The organism is Paraburkholderia sp. FT54 (genome assembly GCF_031585635.1).
GTDB lineage: Bacteria > Pseudomonadota > Gammaproteobacteria > Burkholderiales > Burkholderiaceae > Paraburkholderia.
The window spans coordinates 923,140-936,489 of record NZ_CP134197.1; the positions used below are offsets into that span (position 1 = coordinate 923,140).

A 13,350-nucleotide genomic window follows, 5' to 3' on the forward strand; every position below is an offset into this window, starting at 1 on the left:
CTGACACCTCTCGCGGGTGCCATGAAGGTCCTACTTGTTGACAAGCCTCGCGGGAAGCTGCGTCAAGATGAGACTCGCGGAGACAATCAGCGCCCCTGCGATCAGGAACAGGCTCGAATCAAGTGAATGCGTGACCGTCTTCAGCCACCCGACCAGCGCAGGGCTGACGAATCCTGCGAGATTGCCCGTCGCATTGATCAATGCGATGCCGGCGGCCGCGCCGGTGCCGCCGAGAAAAGACGTGGGCAAGGCCCAGAACATGGGCAAGGCCGTAATCACGCCTGAAGCGGCAAGCGTCAGGCCAAGCAACGCAATATATGTATTGTTTCCCGCATAGGCGCACGTCACGAATCCGGCTGCCGCCATGCATTGCGGCAACACGACGTGCCAGCGGCGTTCACGCGTGCGGTCCGCGTGGCGGCCGACCACAATCATCAGGATCAAGGCGGCCAGGTAAGGCACGACGGTGAGCAGGCCGATGGTGAAGGCGTCCGTGATTCCGGAACTCTTGATGATGGTTGGCTGCCAGAAGCCAACGGCGTAGGAGCCCATCACGATACCGAAGAGAATCGTGCACAAAGTCCAGACTTTGAGCGACGTGAAGACTTCGCGCACGGAACCGTGGCTTTTGGTGCGTGCTTCCGCATCGATTTCCGATGCAATGAAGTCGCGATCCTGAACCGGCAGCCACTTTGCGTCCTTCACCCGATCGTCGAGGAACCAGAAAATGACGGCTGCGAGGATTATCGCGGGGGCGGCTTCCAGAATGAACAGCCACTGCCAGCCGGCAAGGCCCGCGTTCCCCGCGAGGCGCTGCATGATGAAGCCCGATATCGGGCCGCCGACAATGCCCGCCACCGGATTGCCCGCCATCAGGAAGGCAATCATCTTGCCGCGCCGGTGCGATGGAAACCAGTAGGTGAGATAGAGCACAAGCCCCGGGAAAAAGCCCGCTTCGGCCACGCCCAGAAAGAAACGCAACACGTAGAAGGTCGCGGGCGTCGAAACCCACGCGGTCGCGGCCGAGAGCACGGCCCACGTGAGCATGATCCGGGCGATCCAGCGGCGCGCGCCGAGCCGGTGCAGCAGCAAATTGCTCGGCACCTCGAAGAAGAAATACCCAATGAAAAAGATGCCGGCGCCGAAGCCATACATCGCCTCGCTGAAGTTCAGATCGCTGAGCATCTGAAGCTTGGCGAAGCCCACGTTGACCCGATCCAGATACGCGACCACGTAGCAGACGAACAGCAAAGGCATGAAGCGCCAGGTCACTCGCGTGTAGATCGAGTTGCTTGCCGCGCTGTCAGGTAGTTGTATTGCCGGGCTTTGGGTACTCAAGGGCTGTCTCCGCTATTTTGTTCGACTGCCTGCAGGCGGCGGCTTTACTTATGGGTGTAAATGGCCGTTCGCCCTCGCAATGCGCTGAGCCACTGCGGACTCAACTCATGATGCCGATCTGCCATGGCACGAATTCGTGGTCGCCTAGTCCGAGCATTTCGCTTTTGGTGCGCTCGCCCGACGCGGCTGCAAGAATGGCGTCGAAGATTTTCTGGCCCGTGCTCTGGATCGACGCAATGCCATCCAGGATCCCGCCGCAGTTCAGATCCATGTCTTCGGTCAGACGGGTGTACATCGGCGTGTTGGTGGCGAGTTTCAGCGACGGCACGGGCTTGGCGCCGAACATCGAACCGCGCCCTGTCGTGAAGGCGATAAGATTCGCGCCGCCTGCAATCTGACCCGTTGCGGAGACGGGGTCGAAGCCGGGAGTGTCCATGAATACGAGTCCGGGTTGCTTCACCAGCTCGGCGTATCGATAGACTTCCATCAGCGGGCCCGTGCCGCCTTTCATCGCTGATCCAATCGACTTTTCGAAGATGTTCGCCAGCCCGCCCACCTGATTGCCTGGACTGACCTGGCCGTTGATCTGGACGTCGCGACCGACGGAATACTCGTCTTTCCACCAGCGAATCCGCTCGACCAGCTTCTCGCCCACTTCGCGGCTGACCGCGCGCCGCGTGAGCGTGTGTTCGACGCCGTAGATTTCAGGCGTTTCGGAGAGGATGGCCGTGCCGCCATGACGGACCAGCAAATCCATCGCGGCGCCGAGCGAAGGATTGGCGGTGATCGACGAAAAGCCGTCGGAGCCGCCGCATTGCAGACCGATCTTCAGGTGGCTGGCGGGAACCGTCGTGCGCTTCACGCGGTTGGCGTCGGGTAGCAGCGCCTGGACCGCGGCCACGCCGGCCTCGATGGTCCGGCGGGTGCCGCCGTTCTCCTGCATGATGAACGTGTGCAGCCGCGAATCAGCCTTCAGACCTTCCTGATCCATCAGTCCGGCCAACTGGTTGCGCTCGCATCCCAGCCCGACGATCAGCGCCGCGGCGAGATTGGGATGCCGCGCGTAACCCGCCATCGTCCGGCGCAGCAGCGCCATCGGCTCACCGCTCATTTCCATGCCGCAACCGATCGAGTGCGTGAATGCGACCACGCCGTCTACGTTGGGGTAATCCGCCAGCCGTTCTGGCGTGAACCATTCGGCGATCTTGTGTGCGACCGTGGCTGAACAATTGACCGTCGACAATACGCCGATGTAGTTACGCGTGGCGACCTCGCCGTTATCCCGCACGATGCCCTGGAACGTGGCGCGCTCCGCTTCGGGCACCATCTCGACGGGCCGGTAGTCCGCGCCGAATGCGTAGTCCCGGTCGAACTCACGGAACTCGACGTTATGGCTATGGACCATCGTGCCTGGCGCAATATCCGTCGCCGCGAAACCTATCACCACGTTGTATTTGCGAACCGGCTCGCCCTTTTTGATGGGCCTCGCCGCGATCTTGTAGCCCGCGGCCACCTGGCTGCGGCAAACAAAATCCTCCGAAGGAACCGGCGTACCGATTGCGACGTCGATGCGCGCAATTACCACGTTGTCAGCGGGATGCAACCGGATCACTGGCCCGGTTACGTTCTTGCTCGTCATCTCAGTCATCAGGCATTGCCCTTCAAAAAATTTTGCGCCGGGCGGTCGAAAAAGCACGAGGCGAGTAATCGCTTTCTTACATAACCGCTACGGCCGATGCGCCGCTGCTCGAACCTCAACAATTTCAGGCATCTTATGGCACTTCAGTTGCGAATTCAAGAGAAAGCGCTTACTCATTTCCCTTTATACTACCGATTGTGCCGCCGCAATAGGCGGAAATGCCGGGTACCCGAACAGGAGAGTGAGATGTGGCAACAAGCTGAGCGATACCCCGATCCGCGGGTGATTTCGCTAGACCCTTCCTTCGATAAATACCGCGTGGCCTTTTCGGCTGTCGAGCGGCTGGCTACCGGTTACCGGTGGACCGAAGGGCCGGTATGGTTCGGCGATGGACGTTACCTGCTGTGGAGCGACATTCCGAACAACCAGATGCTGAAATGGGAGGAGGAAACGGGCGTCGTCAGCGTGTTCCGGAAACCCTCTAACTACGCGAATGGCAACACCCGCGACAGACAGGGGCGGCTCGTTACGTGCGAGCACGGCCGCCGTGTCACACGCACCGAGTACGACGGCAGCATCACCGTCCTTCTCGATTCCTTTGAAGGCAAGCCGCTCAATTCGCCCAACGATCTGGTCGTGAAGTCGGACGGATCTATCTGGTTCACTGATCCGCCGATGGGTATTTCCGGACACTACGAGGGAATCAAGGCGGAGCAGGAACTCCCGCATTCCGTCTATCGGATCGATGGCGTGACCGGCGAAGCGTCCGTCGTCACTCGCGACCTGAAAGGGCCGAACGGTTTGTGCTTTTCTCCCGACGAGAAGTTGCTTTACATCATCGAATCGCGCGGTGTGCCCAACCGGATGATTCACGTATATGAAATGGACGCGGACGGTCGCGGCATCGGTAAAGGCCGGATGTTCTACGACGCAGGCGCCGGCACGATCGACGGCATGCGCGCGGACATCGACGGTAATTTGTGGTGCGGCTGGGGCATGGGCAGCGACGAACTCGATGGCGTCATGGTTATTTCGCCGCAGGGAAAGATGATTGGCCGGATCGCCCTGCCCGAGCGCTGCGCGAATTTGTGTTTTGGCGGACGCGCGCGTAACCGGCTGTTCATGGCGTCGTCTCAGTCTATTTATGCGGTGCACGTCAACACGCAGGGCGCGCTGGGTGGATAACCCCGTTCACCACGAAACATACCCCGGCCACGGCATGCGCCGATGGCGACACTTCACTTCGACATCCTGACTTGATAACCCTGACATGCAAAGCAAATCCGTATTGACCGTTGTAGAAGCCACGCGAATCGTGGAAGTCGCGCGCGCGGAAGCAGAGAAAAACCAATGGGCAGTCACCATTGCGGTCGTGGATGACGGGGGCCATCTGCTGGCCCTGCTCCGCCTCGACGGCTGTGCGCCGATAGGCGCTTACATCGCGACCGAAAAGGCGCGTACCGCCGCGCTCGGTCGACGTGAATCGAAGCAGTACGAAGACATGATCAACGGCGGCCGCACCGCGTTCCTGAGCGCGCCGCTCGCCGGCACGCTCGAGGGCGGCGTCCCGGTCGTGGTCGACGGAAACGTCGTGGGCGCAGTCGGCGTCTCCGGTGTCAAGCCGGATCAGGATTCGCAAGTGGCGAGAGCGGCAGCAAACAGCCTCAACGGCTGATTGCCAACGGCCCGCACGTCGACGCGATCGCGTACCGCGTGGAATGCGGCAAGCTCGCCGTCATGCTCAAGAACGGCTCGTCGGCATTGAAGATTCGCGCGCAGTTCGTAGGCTATCAGGGCGACGCGGGCTCCCCTTCCGCCGTCCTGCTCAAGCATCACGGCCTGCACTTCGAGATCCAGATCGACGCAACGGACCCGATCGGCAAAACCGATGCAGCGCGCGTGAAAGACGTGCTGATGGAAGCGGCCGTCTCGACGATTGTCGATTGCGAAGATTCGGTCGCCGCCGTCGATGCCGCCGACAAGGTGCAGCTCTACCGCAACTGGACCGGCCTCACGAAAGGCGATCTGACCGACAGGTCACGAAGAACGGCAAGACCTTCACGCGTCGCCTGAACGCCGATCGCCAATACACCGCCCCCGATGGCTCGACGGTGAAGCTGCATGGCCGCTCGCTGCTGTTCATTCGCAACGTCGGGCATTTGATGACGAATCCGGCAATCGTCGATCGCGACGGTCATGAGATCCCCGAAGGGATTCTGGATGCCGTGATGACGTCGCTCGGCGCGATGCACGACCTGCAAAACAGGCTCAATTCGCGGACCGGATCGATTTACATCGTCAAGCCGAAGATGCACGGCCCGGCCGAAGTGGCGTTTTCCAACGAACTGTTCGACCGTGTCGAAGATCTGCTAGGGCTGCCGCGCTATACGATCAAGATGGGCATCATCGACGAAGTGCGCCGCACGAGCGTCAACCTGCAGGCGTGCATAGCGGCGGCATCGGCGCGCGTAGCGTTCATCAATACGGGCTTCCTGGATCGCACCGGCGACGAGATGCATAGTGCAATGGAAGCCGGTCCGATGATGCGCAAGGGTGAGATGAAATCGTCGGCATGGATCGCGGCTTACGAGCGTAATAACGTGCTGGTCGGCTTGAGCTCGGGATTGCGCGGACGCGCGCAGATCGGCAAAGGCATGTGGGCGATGCCCGACCTCATGCAGGCGATGCTCGAACAGAAGATCGCGCATCCGAAAGCGGGCGCGAATACGGCTTGGGTGCCGTCGCCGACTGCCGCGACGCTGCACGCGCTGCACTACCATCAAGTTGATGTTCAGGTCGTGCAGCAAGAATTGGAAAAGACCGCCTAGACGATGTGCGCGACGAACTGCTCGATGGCCTGCTGACTATTCCGGTCGTCGAAAAGGCGCAGTGGTCGGATGAGGAAATCTGCAAGGAAATCGAGAACAACGCGCAAGGGATTCTGGGTTACGTGGTGCGCTGGATCGATCAGGGCGTCGGATGCTCGAAGGTGCCGGATATTCACAATGTCGGTCTGATGGAAGACCGCGCAACGCTGCGCATCTCCAGCCAGCACATTGCGAACTGGCTGCATCATGGAGTGGTGTCGGAAGCGCTAGTGAACGAAACTTTCAAGCGCATGGCGAAGGTGGTGGATGCGCAGAACGCCAATGACCCGCAGTATCAGCCAATGACCGGTCACCTGGACACATCGCTCGCGTTCAAGGCGGCCAAGGCGCTGGTTTTTGAAGGGCGGTCGCAGCCTGCCGGCTATACGGAGCCATTGCTACACAAGTTCCGGCTTGGCGCGAAGTGGTAGGCGCGGATCGCAGTCGAAACCGTGGCCTGATTTAAGCATGCACGCGGGCGGCCATCACCGTCCCGCGTAGCCATGCGTCGGCTAACTGGCGGCTGTGGCGTGGATAGCCGCCTTGAGAATATGGTCCTTTTAGAGAGGATACCCAGGCATGTCGACGCGAGGTATTTCAGAGTGCGGACGCGTCGATGTTTTCCGGTGCCGAACTTCGCAAGATTTGGCCTTTGCAGATGAAAAACATCAACTCGATACCGGCAAGCCTTGCAGCACATTTGCCGGCGGCTTGATGCTGCGACGATTCTCCTCGATCAGGGTATGCACGTTCTTGCAGCCCTGGATCTGAACTCTGGCGGCGACATGTCGGCCGCCGGCATGTCGCCGACCGGCGGCTCTCTGTCGCTGTCAGGATCCGTTCACGGCATCCTTGAACGCCTTGCCTGCCGTGAACTTGACGGTCTTCGCCGCAGGGATCTGGATCTCTGCGCCGGTCGCCGGATTGCGGCCGACACGCGCGGCGCGAGCTCCCGTCGAAAACGATCCGAAGCCGATGAGTTGAACCATGTCACCCTTCGTGACGGCGCTCGTGATTGCGCCGATGAACGCATCGATCGCCTCGCCTGTTGCTGCTTTGCTCGCGCCAGTTGACGCGGCGACCGCATCCACCAATTCCTGTTTGTTCATTGTCGATCCGTTGTTGTGGTTGTGAAGTTGTCACCCTACCCGATCGGCGCGCCCTCGCGCAATGGCGAGCGAGCGTGCCTTTGCTCTTGGTCGCTGAACGGTTGCCGTCCGTGAATGATTGTTAGGCGAGACAAGAATTACAGAATACGTATCGTTTGATACATAGCGCTTTGCGAAGGTACTGCTCAACGATATCTGATCTCCCCTTCTCGATTTGCCAGCCTTGGAATGCACCTTCATCGTGAAACATTTGAGAGATGTTGGCTCGGAAATGTCCCAAGCCCTTGTTTGCGCGACGTTTCTGCGCTCCCGCGTTGGTTGTTTAATTGTTTCACGGAATCCGTCTAATCGATGCCAAAACAGGGGGTTTTGCGTACCCTTTCTACAGGAAACGGCGAGAGCTAAGTCCTCGAGCGGTCGTGTTTATGCCTGTAGAGCTCCATGCCGCTTCAACTGTCGCAACACCGCACGAAAACAACTCCATTGTCGCAGCGTCACGCGCCCCTTCGCTATCGACGAATCCGAATGACTTGCCTTGATTGAAGGCGCAGCATAAATGTCAGTCTCGGTGAGGATGGAACCACGCCTTGCCCTCGCCATCCCGCGAATCGAGAACCATGACCCGGTGCGAAACTTTCGACTATTTTCCGTAGACCAGTGGAACAGGCATCGCCCGAGGACGGGAAGTCATCTAATGCATACCGCACCCTTCGCATGTTCTCCGGTAAGGCGGGTGCCGTGATGGATGGAGCGCGCGCTTGCGGAACCCGCGCCTGCCGGGATCGCCTATCCGAAGCAACGCGATTCACCTTAGTTTAAACTATCAAATATAAATATTAATAGATAAAGACTATTTTACGGCAAGGTTTCTGATCGTTGCGGCACGCACGGTATGCACCTCGGGTGTCCTCACGAGTTCGATACGCGGGCCGAAGAGCGTGAAACGCCGACCGGTAGGCAGCCGCCGTGAATGTGGCGCGTAGACAGCAGTCGCGGGTAAGTCGACGTCACGGTTCCGAGGCAAGGAAATCTACCGCAACTGAAGCGGCGCCTCCTAGACGATTCATTTGGCGGCCTGTACGGTTTCTAGCAGGATTCCCGCAGAAGTGATTGGCGCACGGATGCAGCCTGTCGAGCGCGTAGACGAACGAAACTGTCGCTACGGCGTGGGAAATTGATGGCGGCCGCTGGGCGTAGCCATCCCTTCCACGAGACACGCACCGGGCACTTCTTTTGCGACGTCGCAAGCCGATTTTTATCCGGTGACAGAGGGTCACGATGCAGACCAGGCCCTCCGTTCATGGCCATCGTAGGAACGTTGTCATTCAACGCGGCATTGCTCGCCGACTGACTTAACTGCCCGTTCCTTCCGTCCAAACAGGGTGCCCACGACACATGCTGGTAGTGCGGTCGCCACAGACGCCCATGGCCGAGCCGCATTGAAGCGAGGACGCGGCTGGAGGCGTTGCTCGCGGGCATGCGCGGCCATCTAACTGAGCGACGTGAGCGGATGTCGCTGAGTATTCGTTACCTGCCCCGAGAACCTCGGCGTACGCTCGAAATTTCACTCACCGGCTGGTCAGTGACGGTATTTTAGTGACTACCTATCCCAGAGGCGGAGGGCTGCAGCCTCGGCATGTTTTGGGGATAAAGGGTCTATGACCCCGGTGCATCAGGAGCAAGTCAAGACGCTGGCCCATATCGAACTGCGCGGCTGGTCGTTGTACCGGCGGAGCAGCGCCCGGCTCTCGTCAAGTTAAATCCTGACGCAAAGCCGCTCATGGGCGTTTGGCGCATGTATAGGCGCGCGGCGACTGCCATGGTCACAATCGCACGCAGGGCTTTTTTGCCTTGTCTCTGATCTCCGCTTAGATCGACCTCGGAACGATTCTGCGCACTTACATCGTTTTCGCGGCCGTACAAAGACCGCCTGCGCAGCCCAAAAGTCGATCGAATACCTCCTCCTGTGACGCTACTGCAGGCGGCGAACAGCGTTCTGGGTCTTCGGTGGCATAGCGCCAAGGCTTTGCCAGAAGCTGGATCCAGCGTGAGTCCGCACGGAAGGCACCCGGACACGTGCGCGTAGACGGCAGTTTGCCGGGGCATTCGTAGCCAATTTTGGGCGTTACGCGAAATTCATGCTGCGAAATTTTCATGTAGACGGTCGACGTCCGCTACCTCGGTTCACGCCCGTGGCCTCGTTCGCTGAGTCGACCGCGACCTCGATCTTGCCTGCGTGAAAGTTCACCGAACAAGGTATGGCATGTCGCTGAGAGTCGAAGACGCCAATGCATCGCACGCGGAATACCGCCTCACGTGCGCTAGCAATTTCGTGATAAGCCTCAACACGATGCTGCGGGAAATGCTATTCACATTTTCCGCATCCTGCTCGGGCTCGGTTCGAGCAGGATGGACGGGTAGGTGTTTCTGAAGTATGCCGAGTCGGAGGAACCGAAAGGGGCGCACGACCTTCCTTCGCATCTGGTCGCTTTGAAGATGCAAAAAGCGAGAGATCTCCGTTTCGCTGCGGCAGCGATCCTCACCACGAATACCACCTGGGCGGAGCATCTACTTCTTCGGGTGGCATTCCTGCGCTAACTGGCAATGGATTTTTGCTCTGACGGACTGGACCGGGTAGCGACTTCGACGTCGCTGAGCAAAGCGGAACAAAACATTGTCGATCGCCAAACAGTCAATGGCAAAACACCTGCGCGTGGACGTGCTTCAGTGTGCGCTGGGCCAACGCCGCCCACCGACTACCGGGATCTGCTCATTGGTCGAGCGCTCCAGTAGCAGTAAGGGGGAGGGAAGCAATGTCACGACGCATCTTGAGCGATGAATACGGAAGTGCCTCTACAGGACGCGCTTCCATGTCCTCTGCAGCAAGCAAAAAAACAGCATCCTCATCGCGTTCTCGCATTTAAGGCGCACTGCTGCTCGCCGCTTGCGCGTCGACCGATCAAAAGGCCCGACATGGACCTGTATCAGTAACGCTGACACCCTCGCTTGTAGACGTCGGGCAGGCCGAAGCGAGCTCGCTCTTGAACACGAGTGTCAGTAATACCGACACTCCGAACGATGCACCTTGTAAGGGTAGCGGGCGTACTCGGTACCCCTTGCCCCGGCTGCGTGATTCCCCGCTGCGTATGAACCCTCCGGCCATACCATCGCAGCAATGCTACCGGTTGCCCCGCAAGTCGCGTTGCAAGACGAAACAGGTGACCTTCCAAGAACACAGACCTGACACCTGTGCTCAAAATCATAAAAAAACGCGACGCCGAAAAGCACATCAACAGGCGTCTGGATTCTCGTCGGGGGACTATCGCAAACCGGTTCCTCGTCTGGAAGGCGCCGCGGCTGCCTTAGCCTCGATTGAACGCTGAAGCACCGCACGTTGATTCAGCACGGATCCTCCGGCGGGGATCGCAGGTTGTTGCCTGTAGACTGCGCCGCAAATGTCTGGCCCTTGAGCAAATTAAGATCACCGCTGAAGCACTGAGGCATGCGCTTCAGAGCAGTTTTTTTTGGATATCCACAGCCGGAAGGAAGAGAGATCGCTGATAAGACTGCTTTCCCGTCCCTCCGTCGATCCTTGCTGCCGGATTCAGGGCGGCCGCGAAGATCATTTGGGTACTGATACTTTTCGCGATCGCGTTGACGAGGCCGCAGAGGCACCATAGCTGACGCACGCCAGGACGCCGGTATCAGGCGAGCCACAGTCTTCGTCAAGCTGCTTATCTCGGGCTTAGCTCGGAGGTGTCAGTAATACTGACGCAGCCACTGCGTCGGCAAAAAAAAACCCGCTCGAAGCGGGCCTTATGTCGCATAGCAGGACTCGATCAGCGCGGCTCGTCTTTATACAACTCACTGATAAGCTGCCGGATTCGCGCCTCTTGGGCTTCGGTCAAAGCCGCAGTCTTGATTTTGACCGTAAAGCTGTTGACGTCCTTGGTGATGCTCCCCGCCTGATCTTTTCCGGCGAAGAACTTCTCAATGAGCCTTTCGCGAGCCGCCGTCCCCGAGGCACGACGAGTCACCATCGCGGTGATCGCCGGTGCGAGCTTGCCCTGTGCCAGTTCCCCTTTGACCACATCTGGCCAGAGTTCGCGTGCGGCCACCTCAGCTTCGCTGCCGTGCTTCTTAAGCGCTGAGACAATTTCCTCTGCGGCATTGCAGCCGAGTAGAGCAGGCTGCAAATCGAGGTCCTTCTTCATGAAGTCCGGCAGATTTTCAAACGCAAGGAATTGGTACAGCCCGGTACGTGACAGACCTACTGCTTCTGCCAGCCTTTTGCGGCTCGGAAACTCGCTCTCCGACCGACGAAGAGAGATGGCCACCTCATAGTCGGTCAGGTCGTCCCGGTCCATATTCTCGACCAGCGCCAGAACAATCATGTCCTGGTCCGAGCATTCGATGACTACCGTCTTGATGTGCTCCGCGCCGAGTATCTTGTGCGCTCGCCAGCGCCGTTCCCCCGCCACAATCTGGTAGGCCGATTCAACACGGCGAACCACGATCGGCTGCATGAGGCCAACCTCACGAATCGACTCTGCCAGCTCGGACAACTTTGCTTCATTGAAAATCCGCCGGGGCTGCCAAGGATTCGGAACAATTTCCGTCAACGGCAATTGCGACGTCGTTCCTGTCGATTCAAGCTCCTGCACTCTCAGTTGTGCAGCGGCTAATGCGCCGGCCATGCCGGGTGCTGTCTCTGTCCGATTCGCGCGACGGCTGGCGTCGGGGGTTCTTTCCGCTGTTGACCTAAGATTCGCGGTCTTGGCCAACATCTGGTCACGTATATTGTTGGTGCTCACTGTGCTGGCCTCCATTGTTTGACGAACATGTCATCGACCCATCGGCAATAGTCGATGAGCGGCTGTTTGACGCGTGCTAAGGATTTCGCCTGGCTATGAGAGCTGCTGATGTCAAAAACGGTCGTAAATGCAAGCGCGCCTGAGCTCATTACAGAGCTTGCCGGAACCTCGAACGGGTCCAGCCAGTGACGATATGCGCCTTGTGCCCACGTACGCACAACAGGCGCCGCGGACGTGCTGTTGTAGTTGACGCGGGTAAGCAGGACGGAAACGAAATCGTACTTTTTGTTAGCTTCATATTTGATAAACGACTTGGCGACGTCGGAGAAAAGTCGCCAGAAAGACAGCGAACTGAAGAAGTCGAGATTCTCCGGGACCATCGGCATGACCATCGCGTCCGCTGCCATCAATGCATTCAGATTGAGATAGGACAGAGAGGGCGAGGTATCCAGAATGATGTAGTCATAATGCTTGCGCAGCGGCGCCAGCCCATCCCGGAGCACCTGCCAGAACTTGAAGCCTGCAAGCTTCATCTGCATGGCTGGAAGGTGATACTCCGCCCCGACCAATTCTGTATGCGCCGGAATGATATCCAACCCATCCCAGTATGTTGGCTGCACCCTGGAGAGCAGACCTCCTTCGACCTGTTGGTCATAGACAAAAGGCAGCACCGTATCGTCCGGAGATACTTCTTTTTCAGCGTATAGCCCGCATAGTTCAGAAAGCGATGCTTGAGGATCAAGGTCGACAACGAGAACTTTTCGCCCGCGCAGACTTAACCCTTGAGCAAGGCACATCGACGTTGTGGTTTTAGCGGAGCCCCCTTTCAGTTGCGACGTGATAAGCACTTTGCCCTCAAAATCGCTCGGCCCAGCCACCAGAGGCGTCTGGTAGATATCCGACACCTGTTGCACCCAGTTCCGGGCTTCGCCTAATGTAAATAGCCGACTGCGGCTTCGTCCTGTGCCAGTGGACTGCCCTTCCGGCAGCACACCATCCCCCTTCGTTGCCAAGTACTGCACCTGCTGACGCGTCAGGCCGCACAGTTCCGCGACTTCTCCAGTCGTAAACACCGGCGCTTCCTTGCGCGGGCGCGGCGCGAGAATCTGGTCCCGTAATTCAGTTGCATAGTCGGTAACGACATCCGCGAAATCTGAGATTTCCTCAAGCGTCACGGTTCGGTCAATCGGCATCGGTTGGCTGACATTGGCCATTTCGGAGTTTTCCCTAGAAATTGAAGCTAAACGGAGAATACAGGAAAAACACAAAAACAGCGTTATATCGTCGTGCAGTTTCTCAAATGTCGCTCGTAAGCCACTGTTTTTTATGCGTTCAACCGATATCGTTGCCAATCTATATGTAAGAAATCTGCCGCACAAAATCTCTCACCTTTGAAGCACGTAACGCCGCGGGGAAAAACTGTCATGGATAAAAGGTGAGAGTTTTTGTCCATTGAACCGTCGTCCCAAGCCAGCGAAGTACCAAGAAGTAGGCTCAAGCCACTTAATAGCGCAAGGACCGCACGGACATGGACGATTACATTACATTTTTATTTCGATCCGCCAAGGCAGAGGCGCAAGGGT

Annotated in this window: 7 protein-coding genes and 1 pseudogene; 3 read left to right on the forward strand and 5 right to left on the reverse strand. The window is 58.4% G+C overall.

Features of this window, described 5'->3' with window-relative positions; genetic code table 11:
* Window positions 1-30 precede the first annotated feature (30 nt).
* Window positions 31-1,338 carry an MFS transporter gene (locus RI103_RS36920; RefSeq protein WP_310818992.1) on the reverse strand — a complete coding sequence of 436 codons (1,308 nt, stop codon included), beginning with the start codon at window positions 1,336-1,338 and terminating at the stop codon, window positions 31-33.
* 100 nt (window positions 1,339-1,438) lie between these two features.
* Entirely contained in the window at window positions 1,439-2,986 is a 1,548-nt protein-coding gene (locus tag RI103_RS36925) for an altronate dehydratase family protein (protein ID WP_310818993.1), read from the reverse strand.
* A gap of 237 nt (window positions 2,987-3,223) precedes the next feature.
* Between RI103_RS36925 and RI103_RS36930 the strand changes: the two genes are divergently transcribed.
* The 3 genes and pseudogenes from RI103_RS36930 to RI103_RS36940 form a co-directional block, all read left to right on the forward strand.
* A complete protein-coding gene (locus tag RI103_RS36930) occupies window positions 3,224-4,162 on the forward strand; it encodes an SMP-30/gluconolactonase/LRE family protein (RefSeq protein WP_310818994.1) in 939 nt (312 codons plus the stop codon).
* An 85-nt stretch (window positions 4,163-4,247) separates the two neighbouring features.
* Complete coding sequence (locus tag RI103_RS36935; protein WP_310818995.1) at window positions 4,248-4,652, forward strand: heme-binding protein; 405 nt, start codon at window positions 4,248-4,250, stop codon at window positions 4,650-4,652.
* Window positions 4,652-6,275: pseudogene (locus tag RI103_RS36940) on the forward strand (malate synthase G); the annotation flags it as partial. The gene RI103_RS36935 and the pseudogene RI103_RS36940, both read left to right, overlap by 1 nt.
* A 399-nt stretch (window positions 6,276-6,674) precedes the next feature.
* On the opposite strand, the gene RI103_RS36945 reads toward RI103_RS36940, so the two are convergent.
* The 3 genes from RI103_RS36945 to RI103_RS36955 form a co-directional block, all read right to left on the reverse strand.
* Entirely contained in the window at window positions 6,675-6,953 is a 279-nt protein-coding gene (locus RI103_RS36945; protein ID WP_310818996.1) for an HU family DNA-binding protein, read from the reverse strand.
* Between the two features lie 3,839 nt (window positions 6,954-10,792).
* Window positions 10,793-11,740 carry a ParB/RepB/Spo0J family partition protein gene (locus RI103_RS36950; protein WP_409077061.1) on the reverse strand — a complete coding sequence of 316 codons (948 nt, stop codon included), beginning with the start codon at window positions 11,738-11,740 and terminating at the stop codon, window positions 10,793-10,795.
* A gap of 23 nt (window positions 11,741-11,763) precedes the next feature.
* Entirely contained in the window at window positions 11,764-12,981 is a 1,218-nt protein-coding gene (locus tag RI103_RS36955) for an AAA family ATPase (RefSeq protein WP_310818998.1), read from the reverse strand.
* Window positions 12,982-13,350: the final 369 nt, after the last annotated feature.